Origin of the sequence: Kitasatospora sp. NPDC056783, assembly GCF_042789895.1 — a bacterium.
GTDB lineage: Bacteria > Actinomycetota > Actinomycetes > Streptomycetales > Streptomycetaceae > Kitasatospora.
In genome coordinates this window covers 1-15687 of the sequence record NZ_JBHUAF010000188.1, presented here as the reverse complement: position 1 = coordinate 15687, position 15687 = coordinate 1, and the positions used below count along the sequence as shown (strand labels likewise).

Annotated in this window: 10 protein-coding genes; 7 read left to right on the top strand and 3 right to left on the bottom strand. The window is 72.7% G+C overall.

Annotated elements, in window-relative coordinates; translation table 11 throughout:
- Window positions 1-69: 69 nt before the first annotated feature.
- Window positions 70-1179: a trypsin-like serine peptidase gene (locus ACFRMQ_RS24555; RefSeq protein WP_380732752.1), complete on the bottom strand. Its 1110-nt coding sequence runs from the start codon at window positions 1177-1179 to the stop codon at window positions 70-72.
- A 55-nt stretch (window positions 1180-1234) separates the two neighbouring features.
- Window positions 1235-2428: a trypsin-like serine peptidase gene (locus ACFRMQ_RS24550; protein WP_380732751.1), complete on the bottom strand. Its 1194-nt coding sequence runs from the start codon at window positions 2426-2428 to the stop codon at window positions 1235-1237.
- A 412-nt stretch (window positions 2429-2840) separates the two neighbouring features.
- On the opposite strand from ACFRMQ_RS24550, the gene ACFRMQ_RS24545 reads away from it, so the two are divergent.
- Genes ACFRMQ_RS24545 through ACFRMQ_RS24525 form a run of 5 tightly spaced genes read left to right on the top strand, consistent with a single transcriptional unit; the run spans window position 2841 to window position 10547 of the window.
- Entirely contained in the window at window positions 2841-4640 is a 1800-nt protein-coding gene (locus ACFRMQ_RS24545) for an IucA/IucC family protein (RefSeq protein WP_380732750.1), read from the top strand.
- Entirely contained in the window at window positions 4532-5227 is a 696-nt protein-coding gene (locus tag ACFRMQ_RS24540; protein WP_380732753.1) for a GNAT family N-acetyltransferase, read from the top strand. Before ACFRMQ_RS24545 ends, ACFRMQ_RS24540 begins: the two co-directional genes overlap by 109 nt.
- A gap of 9 nt (window positions 5228-5236) precedes the next feature.
- Window positions 5237-6625, top strand: coding sequence for a lysine N(6)-hydroxylase/L-ornithine N(5)-oxygenase family protein (locus tag ACFRMQ_RS24535; RefSeq protein WP_380732749.1), 1389 nt, complete (start codon window positions 5237-5239; stop codon window positions 6623-6625).
- Entirely contained in the window at window positions 6603-8426 is a 1824-nt protein-coding gene (locus tag ACFRMQ_RS24530) for an IucA/IucC family protein (protein ID WP_380732748.1), read from the top strand. Before ACFRMQ_RS24535 ends, ACFRMQ_RS24530 begins: the two co-directional genes overlap by 23 nt.
- Window positions 8427-8438: 12 nt before the next feature.
- Window positions 8439-10547: an ATP-dependent DNA helicase gene (locus tag ACFRMQ_RS24525; protein WP_380732747.1), complete on the top strand. Its 2109-nt coding sequence runs from the start codon at window positions 8439-8441 to the stop codon at window positions 10545-10547.
- A 233-nt stretch (window positions 10548-10780) separates the two neighbouring features.
- Here the strand turns inward: ACFRMQ_RS24525 and lexA are convergent, their stop codons facing one another.
- Window positions 10781-11662, bottom strand: coding sequence for a transcriptional repressor LexA (lexA, locus tag ACFRMQ_RS24520; RefSeq protein WP_380695746.1), 882 nt, complete (start codon window positions 11660-11662; stop codon window positions 10781-10783).
- A 342-nt stretch (window positions 11663-12004) separates the two neighbouring features.
- Here lexA and nrdR point away from each other — a divergent pair, with 342 nt between their 5' ends.
- Both nrdR and ACFRMQ_RS24510 read left to right on the top strand, forming a co-directional pair.
- Window positions 12005-12505: a transcriptional regulator NrdR gene (gene nrdR, locus ACFRMQ_RS24515; protein ID WP_380732746.1), complete on the top strand. Its 501-nt coding sequence runs from the start codon at window positions 12005-12007 to the stop codon at window positions 12503-12505.
- Between the two features lie 199 nt (window positions 12506-12704).
- The gene (locus tag ACFRMQ_RS24510; RefSeq protein WP_380732745.1) at window positions 12705-15614 is read left to right on the top strand and encodes a vitamin B12-dependent ribonucleotide reductase; all 2910 of its coding nucleotides are present in this window, start codon (window positions 12705-12707) and stop codon (window positions 15612-15614) included.
- Window positions 15615-15687 lie beyond the last annotated feature (73 nt).

The window sequence follows — 15687 nt, the reverse complement described above, 5'->3', positions numbered from 1 at the left end:
GTACTTCACGGTGGCCCTGCACGGCTGATCCGCCCGTCGAGGCAGCCCCCGGACGTCCGCGTCCGGGGGCTACTTGACGTTCTTGGCGAAGTAGTCGAAGGCCTGCTTCGCCTGGTCCTGGAGCGAGGGGCCGGCCTGGTAGCCGGCCGGGTTGCGGTTGCCGACCGCGCCGACGCTGATCAGGTTGGGCTTGCCGTCCCTGACGACGAACCAGCCTCCGCCGCCGGAACCGGCCGTCATGGTGCAGCCGAGCACGTACATCGGCGGGCGGGCCGGGTCGAAGGACAGCCGCCCCGGCGCGACCGGCGAGTCGCAGTGTTCGAGTTCCAGGCCGTCGAACGGCCGCTCGGCCGGGTAGCCGTAGGCGGCGACCGCGGTGATCCGGTCGCGCGGGGCGTTGAACCAGACCGGGACCGAGCCGCCGACCGCCTCCTCCAGGGACCTGCCGGAGTCGTCCTCGCCGCGCACCCGGAGGATGCCGTAGTCGTACTGGTCGTGGGCGCCGACGCCGCTCTCCTGGAGCCAGGTCGGCGAGACCAGCGCGCGCACCGCCGTCCACCGGCCGTACGGGGCGGCCTGCTGGTCGGGGTACGGCTTGCCGCGGGCCGCCCGGCCGTCCCGGTTGAAGCCGGGCACGAAGGCCAGGTTCTTCAGCCAGCCGCCGCCCTTGCCGTCGTGCAGGCAGTGCGCGGCGGTGTAGACGAGGTTGCTGCGGCCGGGGTTGGCCGGGTCGGAGACCACGGTGGCGGAGCAGGCCGCGTCACCCTGCGGGGTGGTCATGAAGAGCCGCCCGACCACCGCGCCGGCCGGGCCGTACGGGTGCGGCAGCGGCTGGGCCGGGACGGCGGCGGGCGGGGCGTCCCGTTCGACGCCGGCCGCGGCGGGGGCGGTCAGCGAGTACTCCGGCGTGGGGCGGGGCTTGGCCGCGTCCATCCGGGCGGCCGTCCAGGAGCCGGGCGCCGCGCCGCCGGGGAAGCCGCTGTCGTCGACGTAGCGGGCCCAGTCCTCCACCTTCCAGCCGCTCAGGTCGCCCAGGCTGGTGGGCGCGGACGTGGGCAGGGCGGGAGGCGGGGCGGCGGGCCGGGCCGGACCGTTCGGGCCGCACCCGGACGCGCCCAGGGCGAGCGCGGCGAGCAGCGCGGCGGCGCCCGCCGCGGCCCGGCTGGTGGTTCTGGGCATGCTGGATCGTCCCCCGTGCTGTGCTGGTGGTTCAAGACCGCCCCCGTGGCGGTGGCTACTTCTTGGAGATCCAGTCCAGTGCCTGCTTGGCGACCGCCTCCAGGTACGGGCCGCTCAGCGAGGTGTGCTCCTGGGTGCCGATCGAGGTGTTGCTGACCAGGGCGGTCCGCCCGTCCGGCATGGTGGCGAACCAGCCGCCGCCGCTGGAGCCCTGGGTCATGGTGCAGCCGATGGTCAGCATGGTCGGGCGCTTGGCGTCGAAGGAGAGCCGGGTGGGCTTGCCGCCGTCGCACTTGTACAGCTCCTGGCCGTCGAACGGCTTGGCGAGCGGGTAGCCGGTGGCGGTGACCTTGAGCTGGTCGCGCGGCGCGTCGAACCAGACGGGGACGGCCGAACCGACGGTCTCCTCCAGGGACTTGCCGGTGTCGTTCTGGTTGCGCACGCGCATGATCGCGAAGTCGTACTGGTTGGCGGCGTCGCCGGTGCCGCCGCCCTCGACCATCCACTGCGGCGAGGTGGTGACCTGGTCGGCCCACCAGGTGCCGAGCGGGGCCAGCTCGGACAGCGGGGCCTGCTTGCCCCCGCTGGAGGCGCCCGAGTTGTTGTACGCGGGCACGAAGACCAGGTTCTTGTAGAAGTTGCCGCCCTTGCCCTCGTGCACGCAGTGGCCGGCCGTCCAGACCAGGTTGCTCTTGCCCGGGTGCTGGGGGTCGGTGATCACCGTCGCCGAGCAGTTGCCGCGGCCGCCCTGGGCGGAGAAGAACACCTTGCCGGAGGGCTGCTTGGTGTACGGACGGGGCACTGCCACGGCCTTGACCGCCGGGGGCTCGGGGTCCGTCACGCCGTCGTCGGTGGCCGGCTTGGGCGTGGCGGGCGCCGGCTTGGCGGCGGGCGGGGCCGGGTCGGCGGGCTTGGAGTCGCCCATCTTGTCCGGGTCCCAGAAGTCCTTCACCACCGGGTTGTTGAAGACGTGCTTGGACGCCCACTTGTCCCAGTCCTCGTACTTCCACTTCTTCAGGTCGTCCCAGCTCTTGGGCAGTCCCTCCAGCAGGCTGGTCGGCAGCCCGGACGGGAGGGGGATTCCGCCGATCACGCCGCCGGAGCCCGTGGTCTGGGCGGCCGTCGAGGCGGGCGGCGGCTCGGGGCTGCTCGTGCCGCCGGGGGGGCCGTCCGGCCCGCAGGCGCTCACGGCGAGCAGGGTGCCCGCGGCCAGGGCGGCGGCCAGTGCCGACCGGTGGATCGTTGCCATCTGTGCGTTTCCCCCTGTGCTCGGTGGTTCGGTGCCGGGCGGTGCCCCGGGCCCGGGCGGTGCCGCGGCCGGCGGCTCCACTCCGGGCTGGTGGGTACCCGGCCGATTCGTGCGGCGCCGGTGCGCCGCCCTGGAGTCTTCCATCGCGGACGAGGACGGCGGTGTCCGCCCCCCGGGTTCCACGGCCGCCGGGAGGTCATCGATCCGTGACCCGGGCCGGGGCGGTCCGAGGACGCAGCAGGGCGTTCGGCCCCGGAAGCGGACAATCCGAGATCTTCACCCGGACGAGTGAGTGGTCCTTGTGATCACCCATCACGGATAGGTAACCCTTACCTGACGCGACGGTGCGAGTGCCCGCAGACCCCTCCACCACAGTGCGCGTCAGCACCCCCACGCGCCCCAAGGAGCAGCCTTGAGCACCGCCGCCCTCACCGGAGCCCCGCCCGTACCGACGCCCACCGCGGAGCGGCCCGTCGGACACGACCTGCTGCTGGACCCCGACCCGGCCGTCGCCGCGGAACAGGCCGGCCTGGAGGCCCTGCTGCGCTGCTGGACACGGGAGACCGGAGCCCGGCCCGGCCCGGACGGCCGGCTGCGGATCGCCGTCCTCGGCGGCGCCGCCAGGCTCACCGTCCCGGTCCGCTACTGGTCGCCGGGCGGCTGGCACCGCTTCGGGGCCGCCACCCTCGCGGCCGGCGAGGGCACCGCCGACGCCCCGGTGGACGCCGTCACCACCGCCGCGCTGCTCGCCGCCGCGGCCGCCGAACGGCCCGACCCCGGCCAGGTCGCCGACCTCGCCGCGCGGGTCGCCGACTCGGTCGTGCGCACCGCCGAGATCCTCGCCCACCGCCGCACCGGCGCCGTCCCCGGCGGGCCGGAGCGCTCGCACTTCCTCGCCGCCGAGCAGTCCCTGCTGCTCGGCCACCCGCTGCACCCCACCCCGAAGAGCCGCGACGGCCTCGGCCCGGCCCAGAGCGCCGCCTACTCGCCCGAGCTGCACGGCTCCTTCCAACTGCACTGGTTCGCGGTGGACCGCGCGCTGCTCGCGGCCGGCTCCGCCGTCGCCGAGAGCGCCGAACGGCTCACCGCCGGCCTGTTCGACGGCGGCCCGGCGCTGCCGCCCGGCACCGCCGCCCTGCCGCTGCACCCCTGGCAGGCCCGCGAACTCGCCCACCGCCCGGCCGTCGCCGCGCTGCTCGCGGACGGGCTGCTGCACGACCTCGGCCCGGCCGGCGAGCCCTGGTACCCCACCTCCTCGGTGCGCACCGTCTACCGGCCCGGCACCCCGTGGATGCTCAAGCTCTCGCTCGGCCTGCGGATCACCAACTCCCGCCGGGAGAACCTGCGCAAGGAACTGCACCGGGGCCTGGAGATGCACCGGCTGCTGGAGAGCGGGCTGGCCGCCGAGTGGCGGGCCGCCCACCCCGGCTTCGACATCGTCCGCGACCCGGCCTGGATCGGCGTCGACCACCCCGACCTCGGCGACCCGGGCGGCCTGGACACCGTGCTGCGCGCCCAGCCCTTCGCCCCCGCCGAGCGCGCGCTGTGCGTCGCCGGACTGGTCGCCGAACAGCCGCTCGGCACCGGCGACACCATGCCCTCCCGGCTCGGTGACCTGCTGCGGGCACTGGCCGCGCGCTGCGGCCGACCGGTGCGGACCGTCGCGGCCGAGTGGTTCCTGCGCTACCTGGACGCGGTCGTGCTGCCCATCCTCTGGCTGGACGGCCGGGGCGGCATCGCCCTGGAGGCGCACCAGCAGAACAGCATCGTCCACCTGGACGCCGAGGGCTGGCCGTGCGGCGGCCGCTACCGCGACAACCAGGGCTACTACTACCGCGACAGCGCCGCCGAACGGCTCACCGCCCGGCTGCCCGGGCTCGGCGCGGACAGCGACACCTTCCTCCCCGACGAGGTGATCGACCACCACTTCGCCTACTACCTGGGCATCAACCACGTGCTCGGCCTGATCGGCGCCTTCGGCTCCCAGCGGCTCGCCGACGAGACCGTGCTGCTGGCCGCGCTGCGCGGCTTCCTGGCCGGCCCGAGGGCCACCGCCACCCGCTCCGCGCTGCCCGCGCTGCTGCTCGACGCGCCCACCCTGCCCTGCAAGGCCAACCTGCTGACCCGGATCAACGGCATGGACGAGCTGGTCGGCCCGGTCGCCAGCCAGTCCGTCTACGTGGACATCCCCAATCCGGTGGCGGGTGCCTGATGCCGCGCGACCTGCCCGGGTGGGGCCCGGTCCCCACCCCGGCCGGCGAGTTCCGGCTCGGCCCGGTCCGGCTGCCCGCCGACCTGGAACTGATCACCGGGTGGATGAACGACCCCGAGGTCGACGCCTTCTGGGAGCTCGCCGGCCCGCCGGAGGTCACCGAACGGCACGTCCGGGCCCAACTGGACGGTGACGGCCGCAGCACCCCGTGCCTCGGCCTGCTCGACGGCGAGCCGATGAGCTACTGGGAGGTCTACCGCGCCGACCTCGACCCGCTCGCCGCGCACTACCCGGCCCGGCCGTACGACACCGGCGTGCACCTGCTGCTCGGCCCCGCCGCCAGCCGCGGCCGGGGCCTCGGCGCCCTGCTCCTGGCCGCGCTCGCAGAATTGATTCTTCACCATGATCCGCGCTGCGAACGGGTGGTGGCCGAGCCCGACGTCCGCAACCGGCGGTCCGTCCGGGCCTTCGAACGGGCCGGGTTCCGGGCCGCCGCCGAACTCGACCTGCCCGACAAGCGCGCCGCCCTCATGGTCCGCGACCGAGCCCCGGGGCCTGTCGTGCGACAGGCCCAACTCCCCGCCTAGGACACCCCTGTGGACACCTCGACAACCACCCCGTACGACCTGCTCGGCGTCGGCATCGGCCCGTTCAACCTTTCGCTCGCCGCCCTCGCCGAACCGGTGCCCGGCCTGCGCACGCTCTTCTGCGACCAGCGCCCGGAGTTCCGCTGGCACCCCGGCATGCTGGTCGAGGGCGCCCGGATGCAGGTGCCCTTCCTCGCCGACCTGGTCTCCCTGGTCGACCCGACCAACTCGTGGTCCTTCCTCAACTACCTGCGCGAACAGGACCGGCTGTTCCCCTTCTACTTCGCCGAGCGCTTCCAGCTGCCGCGCCGCGAGTACGACCACTACTGCCGCTGGGCCGCCGAACGGCTGGCCAACTGCCGCTTCGGCACCGAGGTCACCGCCCTGCGCTGGGACGCCCCCTGGTACCGGGTCGAACTCACCGACACCGCGACCGGACGGCGCTCCTCCGTCCGGGCCCGCAACCTCGCCCTCGGCGTCGGCACCCGACCGGTGCTGCCCGAGGCCTTCGGCGCGCTGGCCGGCCACCCGCGCGCCTTCCACTCCGCCGAGTACCTGGACCGCCGCGCCGACCTGGCCGGCGCCCGGGACATCACCGTCGTCGGCAGCGGACAGTCCGGCGCCGAGGTCTTCCTCGACCTGCTGCGCCGCCACGAGGGCGACCGGGTCCGGCTGCGCTGGCTCACCCGGACCAGGGCACTCGCCCCCATGGAGTACTCCAAGCTCGGCCTGGAACACTTCACCCCCGACTACACCCGCTACTTCCACGGCCTGCCCGCCCCCGTCCGGGACACGCTGGTCGCCGCCCAGTGGCAACTGCACAAGGCCGCCAGCGCCGAGACCCTCGCCGAGATCCACGACCACCTCTACGAGCGCACCATCGGCCGCCCGATCGACACCGCCCCGGTCGAGATCAGCCCCGGCACCACCGTCACCGACGCCCGACCGGGCCCCCGCGACGGCCTCGAACTGCACTGCCGGCACGACGACTCCGGCACCGAGCACCTGCTGCGCACCGACGCCGTGGTGCTCGCCACCGGCTACCGGGCGGCCCGCCCGGCCGCGCTCGAACCGCTCGCCGGACTCATCGACTGGGACGAATCCGGGCGCTACCGGGTCGACCTGGACCACCGGGTCGCCACCAGGCCCGAACTCGCCGGCGGACTGTACGTCCAGAACGCCGAACTGCACACCCACGGCGTCGGCACCCCCGACCTCGGGCTCGGCGCCCACCGGGCCGCCGTGATCCTCAACGCCGTCACCGGGCGCACCGTCCACCGGCTGCCCGACCGCACCGCCTGGACCGGCTTCGCACCACCCGCCCCCGCGACCCCGCCCCGGACCCCCGCCGTCCCCCGCCCCCAGGAGTTGACCCGTGCCGCAACCGTCGGCCGCTGAACCGCCGCTCCACCTGCCCCCGCACCTCACCCCCGGGCACTGGCAGCGGGCCGGCCGCGCCCTGCTGGCCAAGATGATCGGCGAGTTCGCCTACGAGGAACTGCTGCGGCCCGTCCCCGGCGACGAACCCGGCGAGTACCGGCTGGAGCTGCCCGAGGCGGAGTACCGCTTCACCGCCCGGCGCGGCGCCTACGACAGCTGGCAGGTCGACCCCGGGTCCGTCCGCTGCACCCACCCGGACGGACTGGACCCGCTGCGCTTCCTCCCGTACGCCCGGCTGACGCTCGGCATGAGCGGCGAGACCACCGGCCACCTGATCCGCGAGCTCTCCGCCACCCTGACCGCCGACGCCCGCCAGCTCGCCACCGCGCTCACCGCCGCCGAACTCGCCGAGCTCGACCACGCCGCGCTCGAAGGGCGGCAGACCGGCCACCCCTGGATCGTCCCCAACAAGGGCCGGATCGGCTTCTCCGGCATCGACGCCGCCCGCTGGGCCCCGGAGGCCCGCAGCCCGCGCCCGCTGCCCTGGATCGCGGTGCACCGCCGGCTCGCCGAGTACCACGGCGTACCCGGCCTGGAACGGCCCGAGCAGCTGTACGCCCGCGAACTGGACGACGTGGACGCGCTGCGCGCCGCGCTCGGTCCGGACGCCGAGGACTACCTGCTGCTGCCCGTCCACCCCTGGCAGTGGGAGCAGACGATCCTGCCGCTGTTCGCCCCCTGGATCGCCTCCGGGGAGATCGTCCCGCTGCCCTCGGACGGCGACCCACGGCTGCCCCAGCAGTCCATCCGCTCCTTCTTCAACACCGCCCACCCCGAGCGCTGCACCGTCAAGCTGCCGCTGTCCATCCTCAACACCCTGGTCTGGCGCGGCCTGCCGGTCGAGCGCACCCGGGCCGCGCCCGCCGTCACCGCCTGGCTGCTCGGGCTGCGCGACGCGGACCCGTACCTGCGCGACGAGTGCCGGGTGATCCTGCTCGGCGAGATCGCCTCCGTCACCGTCGACCACCCGCTCTACCGCGAGCTGCCCGAGGCGCCGTACCAGTACAAGGAACTTCTCGGCGCGATCTGGCGCCAGCCGCTCGGACCCTTCCTGGACGGCGACGAGCGCGCCCGCACCCTGGCCGCGCTGCTCCAGACCGGCTCCGACGGGCGGGCGCTGGTCGCCGAGCTGATCGCCCGCTCCGGCCTCCTCCCCGGCGACTGGACCGCCCGGCTGTTCGCCGCCATGATGCCGCCGCTGCTGCACTTCCTCTACCGCTACGGGCTGGTCTTCTCCCCGCACGGGGAGAACGCGATCGTGGTCTTCGACTCCTCCGACGTGCCGGTCCGGCTCGCGGTCAAGGACTTCGTGGACGACGTCAACCTCAGCGCGCAGCGCCTGCCCGAACTGGACGGCCTGCCCGCGGAGGTGGCCGAGGTGCTGCTGCGGGAGGGCCCGCAGGGGCTCTGCCAGTTCATCCACTCCGGGCTGTTCATCGGCGTCTTCCGCTACCTCGCCCCACTGCTGGAGGAGCAGACCGGACTGCCGGAGACCGAGTTCTGGGCCCTGCTGCGCACCGAGGTCCTCCGCTACCAGGAGCGCTTCCCCGAGCTGGGCGAGCGCTTCGAACTGTTCGACCTGTTCCGCCCCCGGATCGACCGGCTCTGCCTCAACCGCAACCGGCTCCTGCTGGACGGCTACCAGGACCGCCCGCACCGCCCGCACGCCGCCCGGTACGGGACGGTGCCGAACGCGCTGGTCGCCGTGGACGTGCGAATGCCCGCGCAGCGGGACCGGATTGTCACCCCCGCCCCGTAGGCTGGGAGGGTCATGACGAACGACTCCGAATCCCAGCCCGCGGCGGACCTCGGCGACGAGACCGAGGAAGCCGTCGCCGTCCCGCGCTCGCGGATCCCCGAACTGCTGCACGCCGCGGTCGCGGCCGTCGGCGGTGTGGAACGCCCCGGTCAGGTCCGGATGGCCGAGGCCGTCGCCGACGCCGTCGACCACGGCGAGCACCTGCTCGTCCAGGCCGGCACCGGCACCGGGAAGTCCCTGGCCTACCTGGTGCCCGCGCTCGCCCACGGGGACCGCGTGGTGGTCGCCACCGCCACCCTGGCACTCCAACGCCAGCTGGTGGAACGGGACTTGCCGCGCACCGTCGACGCGCTGCACCCGGTGCTGCGCCGCCGCCCACTGTTCGCGATGCTCAAGGGCCGCTCCAACTACCTGTGCCTGCACCGGGCCAACGAGGGCACCCCGAGCGAGGAGGGCGAGGGCCTGTTCGACCCGGTGGACGCGCTCGGCGGGCCCACCGGGAAGCTCGGCCAGGACGTGCTGCGGCTGCGCGACTGGGCCGACGAGACCGACACCGGGGACCGCGACGACCTCAGTCCCGGCGTCTCCGACAAGGCCTGGGCCCAGCTGTCGGTCACCTCCAAGGAATGCCTGGGCGCCACCCGCTGCGCGTACGGGCAGGAGTGCTTCGCGGAGAAGGCCCGGGAGCGGGCCAAGTTGGCGGACGTCGTGGTCACCAACCACGCGATGCTCGCGATCGACGCGATCGAGGGCGCGCCGGTGCTGCCCGAGCACGGGCTGCTGATCGTGGACGAGGCGCACGAGCTGGTCAACCGGGTCACCGGTGCGGCCACCGCCGAGCTGACCGTCGGCGCGGTCAACAGGGCGGTCAAGCGGGCCGCGCGGCTGGCCGACGAGAAGGCGGTGGACGCGCTCCAGGCCGCGGCCGAGAACTTCCACGGCCTGATGGAGACGGCCCAGCCCGGCCGGGTCGAGGAACTGCCCGAGTACCTGGCGTACGCGGTCACCGCGATCCGGGACGCCTCCCGCCAGGTGATCACCTCGCTCGGCGAGACGAGGGACAAGGGGCTCAGCGACGAGGACGCCGTCCGCAAGCAGGCGATGGCCGCGGCCGAGACGCTGCACGAGACCGCCGACCGGCTGCTGCAGGACTCCGAGTACGACGTGGTCTGGATCGAGCGCAGCGACCGCTACGGGCTGGGCACCGCCTCGCTGCGGGTGGCCCCGCTGAGCGTGTCCGGGCTGCTGCGCGAGGGGCTGTACAAGGAGCGCTCGGTCGTCCTCACCTCGGCCACGCTCAAGCTCGGCGGGGACTTCAACGGCGTCGCCGCCTCGGTCGGCCTGCCCTCCGAGACCAGGCTGCCGGACGTCCGCACCGCCGGGGACAACCCCGAGCCGGGCTTCGGGGAGGACGCCGTCCCGCACTGGCGCGGGATCGACGTCGGCTCGCCGTTCAAGTACCCCAAGCAGGGCATCCTGTACGTCGCCAAGCACCTGGCCGACCCCGGGCGCGATCCCGAACGGCCGGACATGCTGGACGAGTTGGCCGAGCTGATCGGCGCGGCCGGCGGGCGGACGCTGGGCCTGTTCTCCTCGATGCGCGGCGCCCAGACGGCCGCCGAGGCGATGCGCGAGCGGCTGGACAACCGGATCCTGCTCCAGGGCGAGGACACCCTGGGCGAGTTGATCCGGGAGTTCGCCTCGGACGCGACGACCTGCCTGTTCGGCACGCTCTCGCTCTGGCAGGGCGTGGACGTGCCCGGCTCGGCCTGCCAGCTGGTCGTGATGGACCGGATCCCGTTCCCCCGGCCGGACGACCCGCTGATGAGCGCCCGCCAGAAGGACGTGGAACAGCGCGGCGGGAACGGCTTCATGGCCGTCGCGGCGACGCACGCTGCGCTGCTGATGGCCCAGGGCGCGGGCCGGCTGGTGCGCGCGGCCGACGACCGGGGGGTGGTCGCGGTACTGGACCCGCGGGTGGAGACCAAGCGGTACGGGAGCTTCTTCCGCTCCTCGATGCCGGAGTTCTGGTACACCACGGACCGCAACCAGGTGCGCCGCTCGCTGGCGGCGATCGACGCCTCGGCGGCGCCGGTGCGGCCGGTGGTCAAGCGGGGCTGAGGGCCCGGGCGGCCTGCGGTCCTCGGCTCGCGGTCCTCGGCTCCACGGTCCTCGGCTCCACGGTCCTTCGCCGGGCCCGGAAGACGCCGGAGGGGCTCCCCGCGGTCGCGGTGGAGCCCCTCTCCGGTGTGTGGTCCGCCGAGTGCTCGGAGGCGGCGCGGGGCCGTGACTGAGCGCTCAGCGGCGGCGCGGGGCCGTTCCTCGATCGGCCTCGGCGCGGGGACCCGCCTGGATCAGAGGCGGCGCAGGACCGCGACGACCTTGCCCAGGATGGTCGCGTTGTCGCCGTTGATCGGCTCGTACGCCGGGTTGTGCGGCATCAGCCAGATCCGGCCGTCCTCGCGCTTGAGCCGCTTCACGGTGGCCTCGCCGTCGATCATCGCGGCCACGATGTCGCCGTTCTCGGCGACCGGCTGGCGGCGCACGGTGACCCAGTCGCCGTCGCAGATGGCCGCCTCGATCATCGAGTCGCCGCGCACCGTCAGCGCGAACAGCTCGCCCTCGCCGACCAGCTGGCGGGGCAGCGGGAAGACGTCCTCCACCGTCTGCTCGGCCAGGATCGGCCCGCCGGCGGCGATCCGGCCGACCAGCGGGACGTAGGAGGTGGACGGCCGGCCGGCCGTCTCGGCGGTGTTCGGACGCGCCACCTCGACGCCGCGGACCTCGTAGGCGCGCGGGCGGTGCGGATCCCTGCGCAGGAAGCCCTTGCGCTCCAGGGCCATCAGCTGGTGGGCGACCGAGGAGGTGCTCGACAGGCCGACGGCCTGGCCGATCTCGCGCATGGACGGCGGGTAGCCGCGGCGCTGGACGGAATCCCGGATGACCTCGATCACCCGGCGCTGGCGCTCGGTGAGACCGGCCTCGTCGGTCCGGATGCCGGGGGGGCGGCCGGGCATCGCGCGGGCGGGCGAGGGGTGGGTGTCGTCCATCGCGGGGGAGTGCTCGATCGGCTGGTCGGGAACCCGGGCCGCGCCGGAAAGGGCCGCGCCGGAGAGACGGTGGTCTTCGCTACGGTCCATGCTGATGTCCACACCCTGCTGATTCGTGGTGCGCTGCCCCACCTTGAACTGGGAGTGTTCCTGCACCGGGATGGTGTTGCTTTCGATCGTGTTCACGGCGGCCCCTCTCGACGGCTGTCCTCTCCCTTTTCCAGCCCAACGCGCCGCCTATCGAAAGGTTGCGCCAAACACACGTTCGAGTGAATTATTCGGGAGTTGACTGACTCGATCAAGGCTTTGTTGTACATCGAGTAAATGTTCGAGTCGGGCCCGCCCCGGGCAGTCTAATCGGCGTCGACACGCCAGGGTGTTCACTTCCCCCAGGGGCCTAGATGTAGTGGCTACAGTCCTCTCCGTGCCCAGTACTAGTGGTCGCCCCCCATGATCGGCTTGCCCAGGGCGGGGGCGCATCGCATAGACTCAACAGGTCCGAACGTTCTGCCAGGGAGGGATCCCGAGGTGCACTGCCCCTTCTGCCGGCACTCCGACAGCCGTGTTGTCGACAGCCGGACCACCGAGGACGGCAGCTGCATCCGCCGCCGACGGCAGTGCCCGGACTGCGGCCGCCGCTTCACCACGGTGGAGACGGCCGCGCTGATGGTCATCAAGCGCAGCGGCGTCACCGAGCCGTTCTCCCGGCAGAAGGTCATCACCGGCGTCCGCAAGGCCTGCCAGGGCCGCCCGGTCACCGAGGACGCGCTGGCCCAGCTCGGCCAGCGGGTCGAGGAGTGCGTCCGCGCCAGCGGCAGCGCCGAGCTGACCACCCACGACGTGGGGCTGGCCATACTCGGCCCGCTCAAGGAGCTCGACGTGGTCGCGTTCCTGCGCTTCGCCAGCGTGTACCAGGCCTACGACGGACTGGAAGACTTCGAGGCCGCCATCGCGGAGCTCCGCGCCGAGCGGCCCCACGCCCCGGAGACGGACGGCACCTGCGTGTCCGTCTCCGCCGCCGCGCCCTAGGAGGCGCCGGGCCCGTCACGGGCCCTGTCCCGCACCACCACGGCCCCACGGGGCCCACGCGTGCCCGAAAACGGGGCACAGAACACTACAAACCGTGCGTAAGCGGGCGAGGTCTCCGCCTGCCCGCACACCGGAAGAACGAACCAGCAGTGCCCGGACTTTTCGGGGCACTTCGGGCGTTTGCCCAGGAGGAGGAAAAGTGACAGACACCACGAGCGGTTCCGCACGCGGGTCGAAGTCCGAGAAGGCCGCGGCCAAGGGTGCCAAGGCCCCGAAGGGCGGTCTGCGGATGGAGCGCATCTACACCACTCCTGGCGTGCACCCGTACGACGAGGTCCGCTGGGAGCGGCGCGACGTCGTCATGACCAACTGGCGTGACGGCTCGATCAACTTCGAGCAGCGCGGCGTGGAGTTCCCCGACTCCTGGTCGGTCAACGCGGTCAACATCGTGACGTCCAAGTACTTCCGCGGCGCCGTCGGCACCCCGCAGCGCGAGTGGAGCCTCAAGCAGATCATCGACCGCGTGGTGCTCACCTACCGCGCCGCCGGCGAGAAGCACGGCTACTTCGCCACCAAGGACGACGCCGAGATCTTCGAGCACGAGCTGACCCACGCCCTCCTCCACCAGGTGTTCAGCTTCAACTCGCCGGTCTGGTTCAACGTCGGCACCAAGCAGCCCCAGCAGGTCAGCGCCTGCTTCATCCTGTCCGTCGACGACTCCATGGAGTCGATCCTCGACTGGTACAAGGAAGAGGGCATGATCTTCAAGGGCGGCTCCGGCGCCGGCCTCAACCTCTCCCGGATCCGCTCCTCCAAGGAACTGCTCTCCTCCGGCGGCAACGCCTCCGGCCCGGTCTCCTTCATGCGCGGCGCCGACGCCTCGGCCGGCACCATCAAGTCCGGTGGCGCCACCCGCCGCGCGGCCAAGATGGTCGTGCTCGACGTGGACCACCCGGACGTCGAGGCCTTCATCGAGACCAAGGTGAAGGAGGAGGAGAAGATCCGCGCCCTGCGCGACGCGGGCTTCGACATGGACCTCGGCGGGGACGACATCACCTCCGTCCAGTACCAGAACGCCAACAACTCGGTCCGCGTCAACGACGAATTCATGACCGCCGTCGAGAACGGCACCGAATTCGGCCTGCGCGCCCGGATGACCGGCGAGGTCATCGAGACCGTCGACGCCAAGAAGCTGTTCCGCAAGATGGCCGAGGCCGCCTGGGCCTGCGCCGACCCCGGAATCCAGTACGACACCACCATCAACCACTGGCACACCTGCCCGGAGTCCGGCCGCATCAACGCGTCCAACCCCTGCTCCGAGTACATGCACCTGGACAACTCCAGCTGCAACCTCGCCTCGCTGAACCTGATGAAGTTCCTGCGCGACGACGACTCCTTTGACGCCGCGACCTTCGCCAAGGTGGTCGAGCTGGTCATCACCGCGATGGACATCTCCATCTGCTTCGCCGACTTCCCGACCGAGAAGATCGGCGAGACCACCCGCGCGTACCGCCAGCTCGGCATCGGCTACGCCAACCTCGGCGCCCTGCTGATGGCCACCGGCCACGCCTACGACAGCGAGGGCGGCCGCGCCCTGGCCGGCGCCATCACCTCGCTGATGACCGGCACCGCCTACCGCCGCGGTGCCGAACTCGCCGGTGTGGTGGGCCCGTACGACGGCTACGCCCGCAACGCGACCGCGCACCGCCAGGTCATGAAGCAGCACGCGGACGCCTCGCTGGACGCCGTCTCGCTGGACGACCTGGACGCCCCGGTCTGGCTGGCCGCGAACAAGACCTGGCAGGACGTGCTGCGCATCGGTGCGCAGAACGGTTTCCGCAACGCCCAGGCCTCGGTGCTCGCCCCGACCGGCACCATCGGCCTGATGATGGACTGCGACACCACCGGTGTCGAGCCCGACCTGGCCCTGGTCAAGTTCAAGAAGCTCGTCGGCGGCGGCTCGATGCAGATCGTCAACGGCACCGTCCCGCGCGCCCTCAAGCGCCTGGGCTACCAGGACGAGCAGATCGAGGCGGTCGTCGCCCACATCGCCGAGCACGGCAACGTGGTGGACGCCCCGGGTCTCAAGTCCGAGCACTACGAGGTGTTCGACTGCGCGATGGGCGAGCGCGTCATCTCGGCCATGGGCCACGTCCGGATGATGGCCGCGATCCAGCCCTGGATCTCCGGCGCCATCTCCAAGACGGTGAACATGCCCGAGTCCGCCACGGTCGAGGAGATCGAGGAGATCTACTTCGAGGCGTGGAAGATGGGCGTCAAGGCGCTCGCGATCTACCGCGACAACTGCAAGGTCGGCCAGCCGCTCTCGGCCAAGAAGAAGGACGCCGAGGAGAAGACCGAGCAGGCCCCGGCCGCTCCGGCCGCCGCGGTCGCCGCGGTCGAGAAGGTGGTCGAGTACCGCCCGGTCCGCAAGCGCCTGCCCAAGGGCCGTCCGGGCATCACCACCTCCTTCACGGTCGGTGGCGCCGAGGGCTACATGACCGCCAACTCCTACCCGGACGACGGTCTGGGCGAGGTCTTCCTGAAGATGTCCAAGCAGGGCTCGACCCTCGCGGGCATGATGGACGCCTTCTCCATCGCCGTCTCGGTCGGCCTCCAGTACGGCGTGCCGCTGGAGACCTACGTCGCGAAGTTCACCAACATGCGCTTCGAGCCGGCCGGTCTGACCGACGACCCGGACGTGCGGATGGCGCAGTCGATCGTCGACTACATCTTCCGCCGCCTGGCGCTCGACTTCCTGCCGTTCGAGACCCGCTCGGCGCTCGGCATCCACTCCGTCGAGGAGCGCCAGCGTCACCTGGAGACGGGCTCGTACGAGCCGCTGGAGGCCGAGGAACTCGACACCGAGTCGCTCGCCCAGTCCGCCCCCGTGGCCCCCGTCGTCGTCAAGCCGGCCGCGATCCCGGCCCCGGCCACCGAGGCGCCCAAGGCGGCCCCGAAGCAGGCCCACAACTCCACGGAGCTGATGGAGATCCAGCTCGGCCTCAACGCCGACGCCCCGCTCTGCTTCTCCTGCGGCACCAAGATGCGCCGCGCCGGCAGCTGCTACCTCTGCGAGGGCTGCGGCTCCACCAGCGGCTGCAGCTGACCGCGCCCGACCCCGGTGGTCGCCTCCTGAGGTGACCACCTGAAGCGGGGGGGGGGCCCTAACCGTCCGAGCC